The following is a 19,490-nucleotide window of genomic DNA, read 5'->3' on the forward strand; positions in this document are numbered from 1 at the left end:
TTAGCCTCCGTTCTGCACCGAGGTAAGCACCGGTTTCGATGCCGCTACCGTGGTGATCGTTGTGTTTGTGGCGCCCGCCGCCGGGATTTTCAGGGCCACCGTGAAGGAATAGTTGAGGCGCATGCTCCCCTGGACCGTGACCTCGGTATTGGCTTGGCCGGTGGCCAGCCCCGCGATTTTCGCGTCGGTAACTTTGATGGAGCCGCCCTGGGCGGTGTGGCGGATTTCGAGGGCCTGATTGACCTGGAAGACGGTAAGGATACCGCCGTCGCTGGCGCGGAAGCTTTCCGGGGTGGTCTGGGCCGGGCCGAAAGCCTGGCTGACCGCGCCCACGCCCTGCACCGCGCCGGCCAGGGAATCGTAAGTTTGGGAAAGCTGAGTGCGCACCGCGTCCGGGGCGGCCGGGTCCGCATCCGAGCCGTAGCTGAGGGCCGAACCGCTGGCGTTGAGCGTGCCGATATAGCCATCGTGGGCAGCCTGCGGGGACGCCACCGCACCTTCGCCGTTATCCGCCGCCACCCGCTGCGCACCGGCCGGGCCGGCGGGGATCTCCGGGATCACGCTGCCGGGAAGAATATCCATGGCCGCCCACAGCGACCAGTTTTCCCGAGCCGCGCCCTGGGTGAAAACATTGAGGCCCTGCGAGGTGGTATTCGCCGGCCAATTGACCACCGCGAGCGCGCTGCGCGGGAAGCCTTCCGCCCCGGAAATCGCCACCGAATCGATGGTGGTGGACAGCGCGGGCATATCGTAGCTATCGGCCAGGATGCGCTTGAGGGCGTAGTGGGCGCTGCGTTCCACGCTGAAGGGGCCGGAGCCGCGCCCGCTGAATTCTTCGGGGCTGGCGGCTGCATCCGCCTTGGTCAGCTGCTCGAAAATCGCGGGGGCAACCCGCTCGGTGAAGTGTTTATCGGAGAGCGCGGCACGCGGGCTTGCCGGAGCCGGGGTGGGTTCCAGGACGACGGCGCTCGCTGAGCAACCGCCCAGTAATACCAGTGCCGCGAGGGTGGCCAGGGCCTTACGCATGGGTCGTTCCTTCCTCGTCGTCGTTCTGTGCGGGCTGTTTTTGACCCCAGATGCTCCACCAGCTTTGCGGATCGGATTCCGCGGCGGTATCGCCATCGCTGCCGGTGGCACCGGAAGTTTCCGAGCGGTCCGTATCGCTGAGCTCCGCGGGCTTGACGGGCACGCCGTCCTTCATCCGGATGGCGGGGAGGATGCCCGAATCCGCCGCGGCCTGCCATTCGGCACGCGAGCCGCGGTAGCCGGGTTCGTCATCCGGGCCGGGGAGCGTGGCCGCCGGTTCTTCAATTTCCGTTTCCTCGGTTGCCGGTTCTTCAGCCTCGGGTTCTTCCGCGGGCGTTTCTTCCGGAACCGATTCTTCTGCGACGGTTCCTTCCGGATCTTCTTCCGGCTTTTCTTCCGAAACGCCTTCTTCCGGAACAGCCAACTCAATGCGGTCAGCCGGATCGAGGGGACGTTCGCGCAGTTCCTGAGCGCGCGGGCTTTCCATGAGGATACCCGCGCCCAGAGCCCCGCCTGTTGCCGTAACCCGGTCACCCGCGGCAGACTGACCAGCCGCACCGCCAATTCCCGCGCTCACCGCCGGCATAATCGTTGTTTCATCCGCGGCCCGCTTGGCACGCGAAACACGTTCGTCCTTGCCGGCCCGCACCTTCGCGGCGAAGCTGCGCTGATCCTTGGTGGCGGTCATGAGCAGCACCACCCCGATAATCCCCACGATAAGCCCGAGCAAGCTCACCGGGAGAGACCAGTTCCGCCCGCCGGGCAGCGCCCAGGTGAGTTCCACCTGCGGGAGCGCCCCGGAGGACGTCTGCATAATGAGTGATTCAGCTCCCGGGGAGGTCACGGTGTAGGTGAATTCCACCTTCCCCTTGGCTTCTTCCTTAGAGAACCACATATCCGAGGCGAGGACTTTGCCCGGGTCCGCTTCCCCCTGGGAGGTGGTCAGCGTCAGTGCGGCGTCGTCGTTCATACCGGTAATGGTGGCGCCGGGCACGCCTTCCGCGTACGCGAGCACGTCACCGGAAAAGCCGGCGCCCACGGAAATGGTGTCCTGCGCCGGGCCAGAGACAGATACGTCTACGTCGGTCCCGCCCATATCCAGGACGCCGGGGGCGGTGACGAGCACGCCTTTCCCCTCCGGCGCCACGGTGGCGGAGACGCTCGAGACCGGCTTCCACACGGTGCCGAGCAAAATGCCCACCACCAGGATCGCCAGGCCCGCGAGCGCGAGACCGACTCCTCCGTTCTTCTTCATCATTCCCCTTCTCACTGCGGTTCGCGGCCCGGTACGACCGCACCGGCGAAAGACCATCGACAACACATACCTACATTAAAACTACCGCGTGACCTGCTCGGTGGCGGAATTTTTCGGCGCACGGCCGCGCTTTTAGGCTTAGAGAAAAGCCTAACCGTTATCTAACCGTTATAAAACTCTGGTGCGGGCGATGGTGGCGAGCTCCACAACGTTCACCACCCGCCCAGCACTACCCCCACCGGGTGCGCTGACCGGTAGGCTTAGGGCAGCAATTTCTATCCAGCAGCGCGCGGAGAGGGTGTTATGGCGGATTTTGAACTGTTTCCAACAGTACGCAAGGGTTACGACAAAGCTCAGGTCGATGAACGCATTCACCAGCTGGCTGATGCGCTCGCCGAGGCTCGGTCGCGAGTAGCGGGTTTGGATGCGCAGGTGCTGCGCATGTCCGGGGAGCTCACCGAGTTGCACAGCCGTTTGCGCGAGGATGAGCGCCCGTCCTATTCGGGGCTGGGTACCCGGGTGGAGCGGCTGTTGCGCGGGGCGGAACAGCAGGCGATGGACGTGATGAGCCGGGCGAATTCCGATGCGGAGTTGCTGGTTTCCCGGGCGCGCTCCCAGGCGGAAAATCTCACCTCCGCGGCGGAAAAAGAAGCCCAGGAAACTTTGGATTCTTCACGTACCGAGGCGGCGCAGGTGCGCCAGCGTGCCGAGGCGGAAGCTACCGAATTGACTACTACTTCGCGGCGCACCGCCGAGGAGTTGGTGACCTCGGCCCAGCGCGAGGCTGAGCGTTTGGAGGCGAAAATGCGCCACGATGAGGCCGAGCTGAATACGCGGCTCACCCACGAGGAAGAGGAGCGGCGCGCAGCTCTGGCCCAGGAATTGGCGCAGGCGCGTACCCGGGCCGAAGAAGAGGTCACGCAATTGCGTACCGAGGCGGAAACTGAGGTGGCGCGTTTGCGTAGCGAGGCGGAGGCCGAGGTCGCGAAGATCCGCGCGGAGGCCGAACGTGAGGTTGCGCAGTTGCGGGCGGATTCGGCCGCGGCCCGCGCGCGTTCCGATGAAGAATCGCGTACGGCCATGGCGAAGTTTGTCGACGACGCCGAGGCTCGGGCTGCCAGTGCGGAACGCCGCCTGGCGGAAGCCACGAAGCGGGCTAATGCCCTGACTTCATCCTCGGAAGCTGAGGCGAGTGCGGCGCTGAGCGCCGCCCAGACCGAGGCCCGGGAATTGGTGAGCGCGGCGCGTGAAGATGCCGAGCGGATGCGGCGGGAAGCGCGCGAGGCCGCCGAGGAATCGCATCGCCAGGCCGATGCCCACGTGGCGGGCCTGGAGGAGCAGCGGCGCACCCTCACCTCGTACCTGGAGGATATGCGCACCATGCTGGCCACCTCGAATATCCCGCTGGCCCTGGATGAAATCGTGGGCAGCGCCGAGGAGCGCACCGCCGCGGAGGCGGCTGAAGCCGGTCAGGCTGGCGATCAGGATGCCCGGGCTGGCGAATCTTCCGTAACGGACGCACCTTCCGCGGGCGAGGCACAGGCCGGAGAACTGGCAGGAGATCACTCCCCCGCGGCCGTGGAATCTGATGCCGCCGGTGGAGACACCGAGGAAGCTACCAATAATCAGTAGCACCCCGGCTAATCAGTAACTCAGTAGTATTCCGGCGGAAGCCTAACGGGCTGGAATCCCAGCTTCCCCAACTGCTCCAATATCCGCGTGGCGCCCGAGATCACCAGGATCCCGGGCGCCATTCGTTTGTCACATTCCGAGCGGAATATTCGAGAACATGATTAGCTATGAGCGACCGGCGCAATTGGGCTACTTTTCAACCGTTGCTTATACTACGTGCGAACGTCCCATTGTGGATATGCTGGCACCATGTCGATCGTCTATGGCCCCACGTACACGAGCCTGGAGCAGATACAGGATCGTATGAAGGAAATTCTTGCCGATCTTCATATCTCGCGCGAAGAATATGAGGAACGGATGGCTGAGTACACTCTCAATCAGCGGGAGGCTGACTACCGTCCGGAATACCGAACGCTCAAGAGGTTCGAAGAGCTTGCGCTTTCTGATGAAGACAAGCTCAGCGGATAAATAGACAGAAGGCGGTGCGCTAGATTATTGATCGCAACCTCAGCTCACCGAAGGAGCTTTGCCATAAAGGAAAACACATGAAGGATTCCCCGTTCCGCAGAATCGGTTATGCCCTATTGGGAATGGGCTCTGGAATTTTGATACTCACAAAGAATTTCGCCGGTGGCATCACCGGGGCTTTAGCCGGTTTACTTATGTTCTGGTCGGATGCAAAGAAACCCGATAACACTGGAGAATCCCCCGATTCCCGCGAGGGAAGCCGCTAAACGCTAGGGCGCAGCTCTTGGGAATCGCTGTAAGCAACTGTTAGTGACGGTGTGAGAAGCGCCCGAGATCCACATGAATCCCGGGCTGTCAAGAGAATGTTAAATCTGCGCGCCTAGCGCAAGGAAAAATGCACACTCAGCGCAACCAAAACTGCACGCCCTGACCGAACTGGCAATCTCGCCCGGCGCCCGAATGCCCCTACCGTGACCACTACTCAACGCTCGCCGACGGTGCCGGTGTCAACGAGCGTTCCTGCCACCGCTAGGCCAACCACCCCGCGACTATCCGGACGATTCAGCGTCCTCCGCTGCGACCGTGAGAAAGCCGCGGATCAGCCTGATAATGCAGAAGCTGAAGACGTAGCAGTGGCGGAATCCGATTCCGAAAGCGAAGAAAACGAGGATGCTACCAAGAATTAGTAGTACACCGGCGGAAGCCTAACGGATTGGAATCCTGGCTTTTCCAAAGGTGCCACGCTAGTGTCGGTGGGAGGGAACTATGCATCCTCGGGTATTTCCCGCAATGAGTGAAGCGGCAAAACCTCATGTGGTGGCAAAGAGATCAATAAGGCTAGTGTTGCCATATCGGGTAAAGACGCCAGCTTATCAAGAGTAGACGAAGACACTCCTTGAGCACTTGGTGACTCTAAAACGAAAACACCTACTGGTTGGGACTGGTGCTCGAGGCGGTAAGCGGCTATGGACCTAGCATGGAGCGTCAGTGAAGCTGCCTCTTCCAAGGTGAGACCAGAATTAAAAGTCTGTACCTCGTTCCATTCTTCCCGGTCTTCCGGCATTTTCGAACGAGCCAAAAATCCAGTCTCCCACGCGCGGGCGAGAATACCTTTATCATCTGGGATAGTTCTGCGACCTACTTGAGTTAAACGAGGATTTGAACTCCAGCGCGCAACGAGGAAAAAGATGTCACCACTGTGGCGATATATAGATCCCCTCAAAACGGTCCCGGGACGGCTCAGCCCGTTGGCTATTCTCGCCATCAGATGATCTAGAGCCTGACAGACAATACCGGATTGGTGCCGGTAAAGCTCCTCCATTCGGTCTTTCTCGGTGAGAGCGTCCTCTAAGTCAGACTGAAGAGAAGCGCTCGCAACTTGTTGCCTGTTCTGCACGACAAACGCCGGAATACCGAAAAGTGGAGAAAGGAGGCAAGCCCATCGTGGCAAGCCGGCAAGGGAACCGCCGCTTATCGAGAAAACCACCGGCCCGGTAGCGGCAATAGCGGTAAATATTGTGGCCGCATGTCGCTCCAAGAAATGCCAGACACGAAGCACCGTCTCGTCATTAGGCGTAGACAAGCCCAACTCCGTTATCACGCAAGCGCCGCCCCTCAGCTGCATCAAGAGAGAAAGAATACCCGGAGAGAGCAAGGAGCTCCTTGGCAATGCGATCCGCATCTTCCTCGTGGAATTTTTCAGCTCGAACGTAGAACGTCAAAATGATGCTGTTCGCATAAGGAGAAACGCAAACATCGGTACCTACAAGGTTCAGGGCACGCGCCGCATCCTCAATAGCGGAACTAGCTCGGTGAATATCAGTGCCTTTGGGCGCACCGAAGAATAGCTGCACTTCAAAATCCCTCATAGCCATATCCACATCCCCTTTCGTACCTTCGTCATCTCAACCCAGATTATGAGAGTCGCGTGCATTAGCACGTTTCTGGTGAAGATTGCGCGGCTGCACCGCTTCTTCACCTAGCCTACTTTCCCTCACTTCTACCAGCAATACACTGTGGATAACGGTTGAGAAACACTGCGAGGGCGTGGCCGGAGCACTTTTCGTGTCTCCCAGCCACGCCCTCAAGTACAGTTAGCGCGAGCGCTTCAGCGGCTAGCGGGTAGCTGCCTCGTACAGCTCGCGCAGCGCGGTAGCGACCTCGTGCGGCTTTTCCACCGCGGAGAAGTGGCTGGCGCCCTCAAGTTCCACGAACGGTTGGTCCGGGCGTACCTCGTGCAGCTGTGCGAATTCTTCGTGCTTCGCATTCGGATCATCCACCCCGCGCAGCAGCAGGACAGGAACATTCAGCTCCATAACCCCGCGAGTATCCGGGCGGGTCAGCATCATCTGCTGCAACCAGGAGAAAGCCCCGGCATCTACCGTCTTGAAATAGGCAGCAACCTTCTCCTTGAGTTCCGGGCTGGCTGCCGAGCTCAGCATGGTATCCACCCAGCCAGCCAGCACGTCCCAGCTCTGGCCCGAGGCGAGCTTCTCGATGGCCTTTTCTCGCGGGGAGGGCGAGGGCTCCGGCCCCAAAATCGAGCCGTCCAGCAGCGACAGCCCGGCGATCTGCTGGGGATTGCGCAAGGCATAAGCTGCGGTGACGGTAGCACCCATGGAAATTCCGGCGAGCACGATGGAATCGTATTCCGCCAAGGTTTCTTTGAGTGCAGTCAGGTAGGAATTGATATGTGGCGTGGTGGCGCCCGCGGCGTCGTCGACCTCAGAACCGGAAGGTGAGTCCCCGAAACCGGGGGCGTCAATAGCAATCGTGTGCAGATCCGAAAGCTCAGCGCGCACGCCCTCCCACATCCGGGACGTCATCGGCATAGCGTGGAGCAGAACAAGCGGGATACCCGCACCTTCGTGAATATGTGTGGCAAGTTTCATACTGCGATTGTAACGCCGTTCCCGGAACTTAACCCGGGTACGGCGGCCCTGGCGTTCCTCGGTGGGCTTCTTTAGTGCTCTTCCGCGAGCCCCGCCTTGAAATCTTCCAGGGTAATGCGTACACCGTCATCAGTACGCTTGGCGTGCTCATAGGCCGCGATATCCTGAGCTATCTCGAATTCCTCCAAGGCGTGAAGATCGTCGATGGCGACGAGAGCGGCAACAGCTTTACCTTCGTGCGCGATGATGAAGCGCTTTCCTTCTTGGGCAGTTCCTTCAAGAATCTGAGAAAGATTTTCGCGTAATTCCCGGGTGCTCACCTGAGTCTCGGTCATGGGCATAAAGCAAATATAAAACTACTTGCGCCGGTCACACAATGGGAATCCCGTTAGGCGCGGCCGCGGTGCTGCCAGCAGCCCGGATGCCAGTGGCGGCGCGCATCCACCCCAGCTTGGGCGCCCCAGATGGTGTCCTCCGTCCAGGCCACAATATTGGGTTCGCCGGCGCGAATAATCCCGCCGCAGCCCGGGCACACGTAGTCCTTCGCGGCGCTGGCGATGCGCCGCACCTTGTAGGTGGCGCCATCGCGGCCGTTCTCATAGCGCAGCCCACCCATCGCCGCGCTGATATTCAGCGGGCGAACGGGACGGGAGTACTTTTTCGACCGGCGCATTCTTCCACCTGACTCGTGCAACTTTTTGAGGTTTTGGGGTTTTCTCGGGTGTTTGGCCTGGTCAGAGGGTTGTGGTTGGTGGTTTTGGGTCACTAAAAGGCTGGTGGTGTTTTAGCTAGACTGGGATCATGGCGCCATTCCTACGTAAAGTGAGAACCGCCTCGGGTGCCACGGCCGTGCAGATAGTGGAAAAACAAGGCCGGGTAAACCGGGTTATCAAACACCTCGGCTCGGCACACGACGAGGCCACACTGGCGGCATTACTCGAGAAAGGCCGCCAAGAACTGTCCCCGGGCCAGTTAAAACTCGACTTATTCGATAGCGGTAGCCCTGGTAGCCCACGCGCTTCTACCCTGGGTAAACGCTCAACACTACTGTGGCAAGTCCTCCAGGACGCCTACCGGGTAGTGGGCTTCGACCAGGCTATTAGAGACAACGTATTCGAGCAGTTGGTTTTAGCCAGAATTGTTGAACCGGCATCGAAAGCCGACACGATCCGTATCCTCGACGAGCTCGGGGTTGAGCACGCGAGTTTGCGTACCATATTCACTACCCTGCGTCGCTGCGCGGATAAAGACTACCGATCCCAACTCGCCCGGGCGTGTTTCGGCAACGCCACAAAATCCGGGGATTTATCACTGGTGTTGTATGACGTGACTACCTTGTATTTCGAAGCTGAACGCGAGGACGAGGACGGGGACGCGAATGAGGGATTACGGAAAGTTGGGTACTCGAAAGAAAGACGTGTTGACCCTCAAATCGTGGTGGGTTTGCTGGTAGACCGTGGCGGGTTCCCTTTGGAGATCGGTTGTTTTGAGGGTAACAAAGCCGAAACTAAAACCATTCTCCCAGTCGTGAAAGGCTTTCAAGCCCGTCACGGGTTAGATAGTTTCGTGGTGGTAGCAGACGCAGGAATGCTCAGCGCCAACAACCTCAAGGAATTAGACGCAGCCGGGTTCAGGTTCATAGTCGGGGCCAGGCAAACCAAAGCACCCTACGACCTGGAATCCCATTTCCACTGGCATGGCGCGTCTTTTACTGACGGGCAGATTATCGACACGGTCACGCCCAGGCATGCCAACACGAAAGTCAATGACAAGTTGAAGGAAGACGAGCCTGTGTGGGATGAGACTATGGTCAAGTCCTGGCGGGCTATCTGGCAGTACTCCGCAAGGCGAGCCCGCAGGGATGGACTCACCCTGGAAGCCCAACGCCGGCGTGCTATGGAGGCGATAGAAGGCGTCAAACCCGCGCGTAAACCCAGGTTCGTGAAAACCACTCGTAACGGTTGTAGTTTCGATGAGGTGGCCTTTGAACGCGCCCGGAGGCTAGAAGGATTGAAAGGCTATGTCACTAATATCCCGGCCGCGGTAGCTCCGGCAACGCAAATCGTTGATTCCTACCACGAATTGTGGCACGTGGAACAGTCTTTCCGTATGTCTAAATCGGATTTACGAGCCAGGCCGATATTCCACCGGCGCCGTGAAGCAATCGAAGCGCACCTGACCGTGGTGATGGCTGCTTTGGCCATCTCCCGTTATCTCTACCAGAAAACCGGGGTCACGACTAAAAAGCTCGTACGCACGCTACGCCCGATCCAGGAACAAACCATCCTTTATCAAGGCCACGAAATCCGTTCCAGTGATCCTATCCCACCCCAAGCCCAAGAAATCCTAGACAATCTGGGTCACTAAAGTTGCACGACTCAGGCGTACACCGTCATCAGTACGCTTGGCGTGCTCATAGGCCGCGATATCCTGAGCTATCTCGAATTCCTCCAAGGCGTGAAGATCGTCGATGGCGACGAGAGCGGCAACAGCTTTACCTTCGTGCGCGATGATGAAGCGCTTTCCTTCTTGGGCAGTTCCTTCAAGAATCTGAGAAAGATTTTCGCGTAATTCCCGGGTGCTCACCTGAGTCTCGGTCATGGGCATAAAGCAAATATAAAACTACTTGCGCCGGTCACACAATGGGAATCCCGTTAGGCGCGGCCGCGGTGCTGCCAGCAGCCCGGATGCCAGTGGCGGCGCGCATCCACCCCAGCTTGGGCGCCCCAGATGGTGTCCTCCGTCCAGGCCACAATATTGGGTTCGCCGGCGCGAATAATCCCGCCGCAGCCCGGGCACACGTAGTCCTTCGCGGCGCTGGCGATGCGCCGCACCTTGTAGGTGGCGCCATCGCGGCCGTTCTCATAGCGCAGCCCACCCATCGCCGCGCTGATATTCAGCGGGCGAACGGGACGGGAGTACTTTTTCGACCGGCGCATTCTTCCATGGTAGCCGCTTGGCGCGCGGAGTCCACTAGCACGCCGTACGATGCCGCAGCCGCCTGGCTACCTACGCACGCGCCGGACTATGCATGCGCACGTTGCACTACAGATGCGCACGCCCGCTATGCCACCAGCTTGCCGTCCTGCGCGACCAGCTTGCCGGCGCGGTAGACCCGCCGCGGGCGCAGCTCCTCATCCACCACCAGCAGATCCGCGCGTTTGCCCACCTCGAGCGCCCCGCGATCATCCAAGCCCATCACGCGGGCCGGGGTGGCGCTCGCCATGGTGACGGCGTCGTTCAACTCCACTCCCGCGCCGACGACGGTACGCACAATATCAAGCAGATGCGAGGTGCCACCCGCGAGATTACCCCCGCGCAGCCGCGCCTGCCCGTCGGTCACGTGCACGCGCAACCCGCCCAGCTCATAGGTGCCATCCGCCATGCCGGCCGCCGCCATCGCGTCGGTAATGAGCGCGATATTTTCCGGGCCCACGATTTCGACCACGTTGCGCACCAGCTCGGAGCTAATATGCACGCCGTCTCCAATAAGTTCGACGACGCAGCTGCCGCGGCGCGCGGCAGCTAAATACTCGGCCACCGGGCCGGGCGCGCGGTGACGCAATTCGCGCATGGCATTAAACAGGTGGGTGGCCACCGGGATGGCCCCGCCCGCCACCGCCCGCTCCTGGAGCTCACGCGCCGGGCCGGCCTCCGCGTGGGTATGCCCCCAGGTAGGAACCACACCGCGCTCAAGCAGGAGGTCCACCACCTCGCTCGCCCCCGAAAGTTCGGGGGCGAGCGTCATCCCCCAAGCGTGCCCGCGGGCCGCATCGAGGAGCCGGGTGGCGATCTCCACGCTCGGAGATTCCAAATAGGCCGGGTTCTGAGCACCGGCCCGCTCGCTGGAAAGGAAAGGCCCCTCGATAAGGATCGCGGCCAGGGTGCCATCCTCGACCGCGTCGGCCATGAGACTCGCCCCGGCTTCCATGCGTTCCACACTCAGGGTGGTGAGGGCCGCGGCTACGGAGGTGGTGCCGTGGGCCAGGTGCTCGCCGGCCGCCTGCGCCACCTCCGCGCTATCCTCCGCATCCGGGAAGGAGGCTCCTCCCCCGCCGTGGCAATGTTCATCCACAAGCCCGGGCAGGATAAGCCAGCCCTCGGGCAGCTCACCGCCCGAATCAGCACCAGCGGCACCAGCGGCACCCGAGCGCGCCCCACCATCAGCATGCGCGGCCGCGCCGGCCTGGTGGCCGGGAGCTGCGTCGTCGTTCTTAGTAGTTGTGTGTGTTCGCGTTTCGCTAGGCGCTACCCGCGTGAAAACTCCGTTGTCCCACGCGATATCGCATTCGCGCACGCCGCCGGGCAACGCTGCCCGGCCGTATAAGAACCCCATTATCCCGTCCTAAAACAGTCGATCCTCCGGGTGGTCTATGCCACGCATATCGTCGTAGTTCAAGATCATACAGTCAATGCCGCGGTCTTCGGCCAGTACACGGGCTTGCGGTTTGATTTCCTGGGCCGCGAAAATGCCGCGGAGCGGATTGAGGAGGGGGTCGCGGCGCAGCAAATCGAGGTAGCGGGTGAGCTGTTCAACCCCGTCAATTTCCCCGCGGCGTTTAATTTCGACGGCGATATAGCCGCCCTCGCCGTCGCGCACCATGAGGTCCACCGGGCCTATGGCGGTGGGGTACTCGCGGCGCACCAAGCTGGCATGCGGGGCGATACGTTCCACCTGTTCGGCCAGCAGTTTTTGCAGATGCGCTTCCACACCGTCTTTGACGAGCCCGGGATCCTCCCCGAGGTCCTGTTCGTAATCAGAAAAGACCTCGTAAATGCGGATGACCAGGCGGTCGTCGGTTTTCTTGTGCTCCACATTCCAGATGGTGCGCACGCCCGCCTCGCGCTCCGCCGCGCTCGGTTCTTCTTCGGTGAAGAGGGTGGGGCCCATCATCCAGTTGAGGGGCTTGTACGAGCCGGTATCCGCGTGAATCAGCACGGAGCCATCGGCTTTGACCATGAGGAGGCGGGTGGCCGGTTCGAGATGCGCATCCAGGCGTCCGGAGTAATCCACCGAACAGGTAGCAAAAACAACGCGCATCTAGAACAACACCCAATCTCCCCGGGGCGGGGCCGAATCCGCCCACGCCACCAGCGCGGTATGCGCCTGGCAGCTCATGGCCATATCAATTTCTGTATGAGCATCCCCCACCCGGGCGGTGGCGATATCATCACGCACTTTGACCAGGTTGATGCTCAGGGAACGCCGGTCCAGGCGCAGCGCCGGGCGCCAGGATAAGGAGGCCACCCGGAACCACTCCAGCGCATCGGTGCGGAAAAACACCACCCCGGTGTGCCAGCGGTGCTGCCGGCGCACCGCGGCCTGGGAGGAGCCCCATTGGTTGAAGAGGTAGCGTACCCGCGCCAGGAAGTAGATGAGGAGCGCGAGGAGAACCAGCACGACGATCAGTGCTACGCTTTGCCAGCTCATTCGCGCTCTCGCCTACCGCTCGGTGACCGACTGCTCGCTGACCGAATCGGCCACCACGATGACCTGATTAGCGGTCACGGTAAGGAAGCCGGAGCCGGACATCGTGAAGCTGCGATCGCGTCCGTCCGCGCAGCCGCGCACCTCGACGTTACCTTCCGTGAGGAGAGCAACGAGCGGGGTGTGGTCCGTGAGGATACCCACCGAGCCTTCGGTGCCGGGCGCGGTCACCGATTCGGCATTCCCGCGCCACGCCAGCTCCCGCTGGGAAACGATCTCAACGTCCAGCATTATTCGCTCCGCAGTTCGTGGTACTTGCGTTCCAGATCCTCGATGCCGCCAATATTGAAGAAGGCCTGCTCGGGGACGTGGTCGTATTCGCCGTCGCAAATACGGCGGAACGCTTCAACGGTTTCCGCAACCGGAACGGTGGAGCCTTCCACGCCGGTGAACTTCACCGCGGTGTACATATTCTGCGAAAGGAACTGCTGGATCCGGCGCGCGCGGGCGACGGTCAGGCGGTCTTCTTCGGAGAGTTCATCCACACCGAGGATGGAGATAATGTCCTGAAGTTCGCGGTTCTTCTGGAGGATCGCCTTGACGCGGGTCGCAACCTCGTAATGCTGCTGGCCCACGATCTGCGGATCCAGAATACGCGAGGTCGAGGCGAGGGGATCCACCGCCGGGTAAATACCCATGGAGGCAATATCACGCGACAGTTCGGTGGTTGCATCCAGATGGGCGAAGGTGGTTGCCGGCGCCGGGTCGGTGTAATCGTCCGCGGGAACGTAAATGGCCTGCAGCGAGGTAATGGAATGCCCGCGCGTGGAGGTAATACGTTCCTGAAGCGCACCCATTTCATCAGCCAGGGTGGGCTGGTAGCCCACCGCGGAAGGCATGCGCCCGAGCAGGGTGGATACTTCCGAACCGGCCTGGGTGAAGCGGAAGATGTTATCGATGAAGAGCAGCACGTCCTGGTTAGCGACGTCGCGGAAGTACTCCGCCATCGTCAGGCCGGACAGGGCGATGCGCAGGCGCACCCCCGGCGGCTCGTCCATCTGGCCGAAGACGAGGGCCGTCTTATCGAGCACCCCGGCTTCGTCCATTTCGTGGATGAGGTCGTTACCTTCACGGGTACGTTCGCCCACCCCGGCGAATACGGAAACGCCATCGTGGTCGAGGGCCACGCGCTGGATCATTTCCTGAATGAGCACCGTTTTGCCCACGCCCGCGCCGCCGAAGAGGCCGATCTTGCCACCCTGCACGTACGGGGTGAGCAGGTCGATAACCTTGAGGCCGGTCTGGAACATCTGGGTTTCCGGCTCGAGTTCATCGAAGGCGGGAGCCTGGCGGTGAATCGACCAGCGTTCCTTCACGTCGATCTCATCGGGGGAAACGTTGAGCGGTTCGCCCACGACGTTGAAGACGTGCCCGCGGGTAACGTCCCCGACTGGAACGGTGATGGGGGCACCGGTATCGATAACGACGGCGCCGCGCACCAGGCCGTCCGTCGGTTTCATCGCGATGGTGCGCACCACGTTATCGCCCAGGTGCTGGGCCACTTCCAGGACCATCTCCTGCTGGATGACGCTTCCGTCACCGGCGGGGAGGGTGGCCGTGGTTTTCAGGGCGTTATTGATATCGGGAAGCGCGTCGGACGGAAATTCGACGTCGACGACGGCGCCAATGACCTGCGTAATCCGGCCGGTTGTGGCCAGGTCCGCGGTCTGCTCCTCTAGTTGTGCAGTCATAGTGTGTTCCTTATCCGTTACGAAGCGCGTTATCCGTTACTTAGTGCATCGGCACCGGAGACGATTTCAGTGATCTCGGTGGTGATTTCAGCCTGGCGCGCGTTATTGGCGAGCCGGGTGTACTTCTCGATGAGTTCGGCGGCGTTATCGGTGGCCGCGTGCATCGCCTGCTGGCGCGAGGCGAGTTCGGAGGCCGCTGCCATGAGAAGAATCGAGGAGATACGTTTGCGAACATACATGGGCACGAGCGCTTCGAAAACGTCGTGTGCCGAAGGTTCGAAATCGTAGAGCGGTTCGGTTTCTTCCGTGCCACCGCCCGAGAATTCCGATCCGGTATCCTCCAGATCGCCTTCCCCGTAGTCCACGATGGCGAGCGGCAGCATATGGCGCACCTGCACCACCTGGCTCACCATCGATTCGAAGCGGGTGTAGACCACATGTACTTCGGCGACGCCGCCTTCTTCCGGCGGGGCGGTGAAAGCATCGAGAAGGGTACGCGCGATTTCATCGGATTGCTCCGGATCGGGCTTATCCGAGGTGCCGCTCCACTCCCCGGCGATATTCACCCCGCGGAATTTGAAGTACTGCAGGCCGCGCCGGCCGGTCACGTACAGCACCGGGTCCTTACCTTCGGCGCGCAGATTCTCCACGGTGCGTTCTGCTTCGCGCAGCACATTGGCGGAATAGGCTCCTGCCATGCCGCGGTCGGAGGTCACCACGAGTACCGCCACCCGATTGGTATCGGTGCGTTCGCGCATCAGCGGGTGCTGGGCATCAAAATCATGGCGCCCCACCAGCCCGAGCGCGCGGGTTACCGCCCGCGCGTAGGGGTCCAGTTCCTGCGCCTCCCGGCGCGCCGAGCCGATACGCGAGGCCGCAATGAGCTCCATCGCGCGGAACACCTTCTGCAAGGTGCTCGTCGCCCGAATTTTGCTCTTGTAAATCCTCTGTTCGCCGGCCATCGATTAACCCTTCGTCGGCCGCGCGAGAGTTTCACGGGCCTGCTCGGCCGGGACATCCTCTTCCCCGCCCGCGGGCAGGTTTTCGGCGGTGCGGTAGGACTCCGTGAAGGCGCTGACCGTGGCTTCCAGTTCGGCTTCGAGATCCTTATCCATCTCACCGGTGGAGGCAATGGTTTCCAGCACCTTGGAGTTGTGCCGCACGTAGTCGAGCATGCGGGCTTCCCAATCGTGCACCTTCTCCACCGGGACATCATCGAGGTAGCCCTTCGAGCCGGCCCACACCGAAACAACCTGTTCCTCAATGGGGTACGGGGTGTACTGCGGCTGCTTGAGCAGCTCCATGAGGCGCTCACCGCGGGTGAGCTGCTGGCGGGTGGCCGGGTCAAGATCGGAGGCGAACATCGCGAAGGCCGCCTGGGAGCGGTACTGCGCCAGGGTGATCTTCAGGGTACCGGCAACCTTCTTCATAGCCTTGATCTGCGCGTCGCCACCCACGCGGGATACCGAAATACCCACGTCCACGGCCGGGCGCTGATTGGAGTTGAAGAGGTCGGACTGCAAGAAGATCTGACCGTCGGTAATGGAAATAACGTTGGTCGGAATGTAGGCCGAGACGTCATTCGCCTTGGTTTCCACAATGGGAAGGCCCGTCATGGAACCCCCGCCCAGCTCATCGGAGAGCTTGGCACAGCGTTCCAGCAGGCGCGAATGCAGGTAGAACACGTCGCCCGGGTAGGCTTCACGCCCCGGCGGGCGGCGCAGCAGCAGGGACACAGCGCGGTAGGCTTCGGCCTGCTTGGAGAGGTCATCGAACACGATGAGCACGTGCTTACCTTCGTACATCCAGTGCTGGCCGATGGCCGAACCGGTGTAGGGAGCCAGGTACTTGAAGCCAGCCGGATCGGATGCCGGGGAGGCCACGATGGTGGTGTATTCCAGCGCCCCGTAGCGAGCCAGGGTGCCGCGCACCGAAGCGATGGTGGAACCCTTCTGGCCGATGGCCACGTAAATGCAGCGCACCTGCTTGGAGGGATCCCCGGTTTCCCAGTTCTTGCGCTGGTTGAGGATGGTGTCAATCGCGAGGGCGGTTTTACCGGTCTGGCGGTCCCCGATGATGAGCTGGCGCTGCCCGCGCCCGATCGGGGTCATCGAGTCAATAGCCTTGATACCGGTTTCCAGCGGTTCGTGCACCGACTTGCGCATCATTACGCCGGGAGCCTGCAGCTCCAGGGCACGCCGGCCGCTGAGATTTTCGATTTCGCCCAGGCCGTCAATCGGCTTGCCGAGGGGGTCCACCGTGCGGCCGAGGTATCCGTCGCCCACCGGGACGGAGAGCACCTCACCGCTGCGGCGCACTTCCTGGCCTTCTTCAATATTGGAGAAGTCACCGAGAACGACGACGCCGATTTCGCGCTCTTCCAGGTTCATCGCCAGTCCGCGGGTGCCATCCTCGAAAACGAGAAGTTCATTAGCCATCGCACCGGGCAGGCCGGCCACGCGGGCGATGCCGTCCGCCGTCATGGTGACGTGACCAACTTGCTCACTCTCGGACTGCTCCGGCGTGTAGCTACGCACGAAGTTATCGAGCGCTGCCCGAATCTCTTCGGGCTGGATTGTCAGATCAGCCATTCTTTTTCCTTACCTGTTGCTCGCCGGTGCCGCCGGCATGACCGCGACTTTATCGCGTACATCTTTAATTCTGGACTGCAGCGTCGCGTCAATAACATCCGAACCGTGCTGGATGCGCATACCGCCCACCACAGCCGGATCTACCGAGACGTGAATGGAAACTTCAGTTCCGTACATCGCGGTCAGGGCGCGCTGGAGGCGTTCTTCTTGCGTGGCCGTGAGCGGCTGGGCTACCAGCACCGATACGCCGGAAACCTCACCCAACTCAGCTGCCTGGGCCGCGTATTCCATGAGCGAGGCCGCCAGGGTTGCTTCCCGCACCCGCGCCAGGGCGCGATGTGCCAGCACCCGGGTTTCCTCCCGGATATTCGGAACCACGCGATCAAAGAGCGCGGCGCGTTCCTCCGCGGAGTATTCCTCGCGAGAGAGCGTAATGCGCAGATCGGGAGTTTCTTTGAGGGTGCGCATGAGCTGGTAGAGCTCATCTTCCACGCCGGAGAGCACCCCGGCGCCACGCGCCCGCACCAGCACGGCGTGCGCACCGAGGGTATCCACGGTCGTGACGAGATCAGCGTCCTCCGTCCACGTGCGCCCCGCCACCGCGCGCAGCACCGCGAGAACCGGTGCGCTCACGTGGGCGGCGAAAATGGCGCTTGCCAGGCTTTCCCGTGCCGCCCCGGCCCGCGTGGTATCCGCGAGGGTGCCACGCAGGGAAGGAGAAGCATTGATGGCGTCTGCAGCGGCGAAAAGTTCGCGCGCCAAGTCAATTTCCTGGCCGGGATGCTCCTGAAGCAGCGCGTCCCACTCGGCGGTGACCGCGGCGGCGGATTGCTTACTCGTGGACCGCATTACGCCCCCGTTCGCGCCTGCTCCTCGAGATTATCGAGGAACGAATCAACAACGCCCTGGTTCACGCTCGGATCGAGGCGAATCTGTTCACCCACGATACGACCGGCCAGCTGCGAGGCCATGGTGCCCAAATCCGCGCGGAGAATCCGCGCGGCGGCGTCGGTATCAGCTTTAATCTGAACCTGAGCCGCGGCGGAAATACGCCGCGCTTCTTCGCCGGCTTCCCGGCGCGCACGCTCGATAATATCGGAGGCATTGGATTGTGCCTGGGCGCGGATATCCGCTGCTTCACGCACCGCGGCATCCTTTTCGGACTGGATGGTGGCGCGTTCCTGGGCCACTTCCTCCCGGGCACGTTCGGCAGCGAGCAAACCTTCTTCGATTTTCTCCCGCCGCTCATCAAGCATCTTCGTCAGCGTCGGCCAGGCGAATTTATACACCGCGATGGCGACGATGAGGAAGGATACCGTGCCCCACAGCAGATCCGGAATGGCCGGAATGATAACACTGTGTTCTTCAGCGAGATACATTGCTTAAGCTCCGAACACGAAGCCCGCGGCGAAGCCGATCAGGCCGAGTGCTTCGGTAAAGGCGATGGACAGGAACATATTGACGCGCAGGTAGCCGCGGATCTCGGGCTGGCGTGCGGTAGCTTCCTGGTTCTTCGCACCGATGAGGCCGACGCCGATGCCGGGGCCGATAGCCGCGAGACCGTAACCGATGGTCGCGAGAACTGCTGCAGATCCAGTCATGGGATTGTCCTTTTCTTGTTGTTTTAGTGGGCGGAAATAGAAAGTTGGATATACGCGGCGGTGAGCAGGGCGAAGATATACGCCTGCAGGCACGCCACGAAAAGTTCAAAGACGGTGAAGAGGATACCGGCCACCAGCGTGACCGTACCCAGGCCAATGCCGAGGCCCCCACCCATGGAGAAGTAGAGCGCGTGGGTGCCCAGGAAGCAGAGCACGAGCAGCATATGCCCGGAGAGCATATTGGCCAAGAGACGGACCGTCAGGGTGACGGGCCGAATAATGAAGGTGGAGAGCAGCTCAATGGGCGTCATGATGATGTAAATCGGCCAAGGCACCCCGGGCGGGAAGAGCTGTTCCTTGAAGAAGGTACCCGCCCCGCGTTCCTTCATACCCGCGATAATGAAGGCCACGTACGCCACCACGGCGTAAATGAGCGGCATACCAATAACCGACGTACCCGCGAGCTGCAAGCCCGGGATGACGCCGGTTAAGTTCATAAAGAGAGTGCCGAGGAAAATGGTAGCGAGCAGGGGCTGGTACTTGCGTGCCTGCCCTTCGAGAATTTCTTCACCGATCTGCACCCGCGAGAAGTCCAGCAGGGATTCCATCGCGGCCTGCGCGCGACCCGGAATGAGCTTGGCGCGCTTGGCGTAGATAACGCAGAAAACCAGAAGAACTAAAGCCGCAAGAAGACGAATCACCATCACGCGATTCATCTCAAATGGCGTGCCGGCGAAGAAGATGGGGGCGGGGAAGAATTCCTCAACTCCCGGGGCGTGGAACCCGTCGTTCTCCATCGGCAGGCCGAGCATGCTCAGATTCGCGAACGAACCGACTGCCATGCGCT

General features: G+C 61.3%; 24 protein-coding genes. 4 read left to right on the plus strand and 20 right to left on the minus strand.

Annotated elements, in window-relative coordinates; genetic code table 11:
• Both CZ322_RS01075 and CZ322_RS01080 read right to left on the minus strand, forming a co-directional pair.
• On the minus strand, positions 1-1,026 hold the full coding sequence (locus CZ322_RS01075) for a hypothetical protein (protein ID WP_087069863.1): 1,026 nt from the start codon (positions 1,024-1,026) through the stop codon (positions 1-3).
• A complete protein-coding gene (locus CZ322_RS01080) occupies positions 1,019-2,284 on the minus strand; it encodes a hypothetical protein (protein ID WP_087069864.1) in 1,266 nt (421 codons plus the stop codon). The genes CZ322_RS01075 and CZ322_RS01080 overlap by 8 nt, the downstream gene beginning before the upstream one ends.
• Before the next feature lie 300 nt (positions 2,285-2,584).
• Between CZ322_RS01080 and CZ322_RS01085 the strand changes: the two genes are divergently transcribed.
• The 3 genes from CZ322_RS01085 (at position 2,585) to CZ322_RS01095 (ending at position 4,647) form a co-directional block, all read left to right on the plus strand.
• Positions 2,585-3,913, plus strand: coding sequence for a cell division protein DivIVA (locus tag CZ322_RS01085; RefSeq protein ID WP_087069865.1), 1,329 nt, complete (start codon positions 2,585-2,587; stop codon positions 3,911-3,913).
• 249 nt (positions 3,914-4,162) lie between these two features.
• Positions 4,163-4,381, plus strand: a complete 219-nt coding sequence (locus tag CZ322_RS01090; protein ID WP_087069866.1) for a hypothetical protein — start codon at positions 4,163-4,165, stop codon at positions 4,379-4,381.
• A gap of 77 nt (positions 4,382-4,458) precedes the next feature.
• Complete coding sequence (locus CZ322_RS01095; protein WP_087069867.1) at positions 4,459-4,647, plus strand: hypothetical protein; 189 nt, start codon at positions 4,459-4,461, stop codon at positions 4,645-4,647.
• A gap of 497 nt (positions 4,648-5,144) precedes the next feature.
• Here CZ322_RS01095 and CZ322_RS09800 read toward each other — a convergent pair whose 3' ends face one another.
• From CZ322_RS09800 to CZ322_RS01115, 5 genes are all read right to left on the minus strand, one after another.
• Positions 5,145-5,963 carry a hypothetical protein gene (locus tag CZ322_RS09800; RefSeq protein ID WP_143231796.1) on the minus strand — a complete coding sequence of 273 codons (819 nt, stop codon included), beginning with the start codon at positions 5,961-5,963 and terminating at the stop codon, positions 5,145-5,147.
• A complete protein-coding gene (locus CZ322_RS01100) occupies positions 5,950-6,249 on the minus strand; it encodes a hypothetical protein (protein WP_145989739.1) in 300 nt (99 codons plus the stop codon). Before CZ322_RS01100 ends, CZ322_RS09800 begins: the two co-directional genes overlap by 14 nt.
• A gap of 246 nt (positions 6,250-6,495) precedes the next feature.
• Positions 6,496-7,272 carry an alpha/beta fold hydrolase gene (locus tag CZ322_RS01105; RefSeq protein ID WP_087069869.1) on the minus strand — a complete coding sequence of 259 codons (777 nt, stop codon included), beginning with the start codon at positions 7,270-7,272 and terminating at the stop codon, positions 6,496-6,498.
• A gap of 71 nt (positions 7,273-7,343) precedes the next feature.
• Positions 7,344-7,613, minus strand: a complete 270-nt coding sequence (locus CZ322_RS01110) for a type II toxin-antitoxin system Phd/YefM family antitoxin (protein ID WP_087069870.1) — start codon at positions 7,611-7,613, stop codon at positions 7,344-7,346.
• Positions 7,614-7,660: 47 nt separating this feature from the next.
• Positions 7,661-7,945: an LIM domain-containing protein gene (locus tag CZ322_RS01115; protein WP_087069871.1), complete on the minus strand. Its 285-nt coding sequence runs from the start codon at positions 7,943-7,945 to the stop codon at positions 7,661-7,663.
• A 128-nt stretch (positions 7,946-8,073) separates the two neighbouring features.
• Between CZ322_RS01115 and CZ322_RS01120 the strand changes: the two genes are divergently transcribed.
• A complete protein-coding gene (locus tag CZ322_RS01120; RefSeq protein WP_087069872.1) occupies positions 8,074-9,639 on the plus strand; it encodes an IS1634 family transposase in 1,566 nt (521 codons plus the stop codon).
• Here the strand turns inward: CZ322_RS01120 and CZ322_RS01125 are convergent.
• The 13 genes from CZ322_RS01125 to atpB form a co-directional block, all read right to left on the minus strand.
• Entirely contained in the window at positions 9,619-9,879 is a 261-nt protein-coding gene (locus tag CZ322_RS01125) for a type II toxin-antitoxin system Phd/YefM family antitoxin (protein ID WP_087069873.1), read from the minus strand. The genes CZ322_RS01120 and CZ322_RS01125 overlap by 21 nt on opposite strands.
• A 47-nt stretch (positions 9,880-9,926) precedes the next feature.
• Positions 9,927-10,211 carry an LIM domain-containing protein gene (locus CZ322_RS01130; RefSeq protein ID WP_087069871.1) on the minus strand — a complete coding sequence of 95 codons (285 nt, stop codon included), beginning with the start codon at positions 10,209-10,211 and terminating at the stop codon, positions 9,927-9,929.
• A gap of 125 nt (positions 10,212-10,336) precedes the next feature.
• On the minus strand, positions 10,337-11,608 hold the full coding sequence (locus CZ322_RS01135) for an N-acetylglucosamine-6-phosphate deacetylase (protein ID WP_087069874.1): 1,272 nt from the start codon (positions 11,606-11,608) through the stop codon (positions 10,337-10,339).
• A gap of 9 nt (positions 11,609-11,617) precedes the next feature.
• A complete protein-coding gene (nucS, locus tag CZ322_RS01140) occupies positions 11,618-12,313 on the minus strand; it encodes an endonuclease NucS (RefSeq protein WP_087069875.1) in 696 nt (231 codons plus the stop codon).
• On the minus strand, positions 12,314-12,703 hold the full coding sequence (locus tag CZ322_RS01145) for a DUF2550 family protein (protein WP_026429109.1): 390 nt from the start codon (positions 12,701-12,703) through the stop codon (positions 12,314-12,316).
• 12 nt (positions 12,704-12,715) lie between these two features.
• A complete protein-coding gene (locus CZ322_RS01150) occupies positions 12,716-12,991 on the minus strand; it encodes a F0F1 ATP synthase subunit epsilon (RefSeq protein ID WP_035277070.1) in 276 nt (91 codons plus the stop codon).
• Positions 12,991-14,451: a F0F1 ATP synthase subunit beta gene (gene atpD, locus CZ322_RS01155; protein ID WP_026429107.1), complete on the minus strand. Its 1,461-nt coding sequence runs from the start codon at positions 14,449-14,451 to the stop codon at positions 12,991-12,993. Before atpD ends, CZ322_RS01150 begins: the two co-directional genes overlap by 1 nt.
• A 29-nt stretch (positions 14,452-14,480) precedes the next feature.
• Complete coding sequence (locus tag CZ322_RS01160) at positions 14,481-15,413, minus strand: F0F1 ATP synthase subunit gamma (RefSeq protein WP_026429106.1); 933 nt, start codon at positions 15,411-15,413, stop codon at positions 14,481-14,483.
• A 3-nt stretch (positions 15,414-15,416) separates the two neighbouring features.
• Positions 15,417-17,042 carry a F0F1 ATP synthase subunit alpha gene (atpA, locus tag CZ322_RS01165; RefSeq protein WP_087069876.1) on the minus strand — a complete coding sequence of 542 codons (1,626 nt, stop codon included), beginning with the start codon at positions 17,040-17,042 and terminating at the stop codon, positions 15,417-15,419.
• A 9-nt stretch (positions 17,043-17,051) separates the two neighbouring features.
• Positions 17,052-17,891, minus strand: coding sequence for a F0F1 ATP synthase subunit delta (locus CZ322_RS01170; protein WP_087069877.1), 840 nt, complete (start codon positions 17,889-17,891; stop codon positions 17,052-17,054).
• On the minus strand, positions 17,891-18,421 hold the full coding sequence (gene atpF, locus CZ322_RS01175) for a F0F1 ATP synthase subunit B (RefSeq protein ID WP_016441729.1): 531 nt from the start codon (positions 18,419-18,421) through the stop codon (positions 17,891-17,893). The genes CZ322_RS01170 and atpF overlap by 1 nt, the downstream gene beginning before the upstream one ends.
• 3 nt (positions 18,422-18,424) lie before the next feature.
• On the minus strand, positions 18,425-18,643 hold the full coding sequence (gene atpE / locus CZ322_RS01180; RefSeq protein WP_016441730.1) for an ATP synthase F0 subunit C: 219 nt from the start codon (positions 18,641-18,643) through the stop codon (positions 18,425-18,427).
• 23 nt (positions 18,644-18,666) lie between these two features.
• A complete protein-coding gene (gene atpB, locus CZ322_RS01185; protein WP_016441731.1) occupies positions 18,667-19,485 on the minus strand; it encodes a F0F1 ATP synthase subunit A in 819 nt (272 codons plus the stop codon).
• Positions 19,486-19,490: the final 5 nt, after the last annotated feature.

It is taken from the genome of Actinotignum timonense (assembly GCF_900155575.1).
In the GTDB taxonomy this organism is placed as follows: domain Bacteria; phylum Actinomycetota; class Actinomycetes; order Actinomycetales; family Actinomycetaceae; genus Actinotignum; species Actinotignum timonense.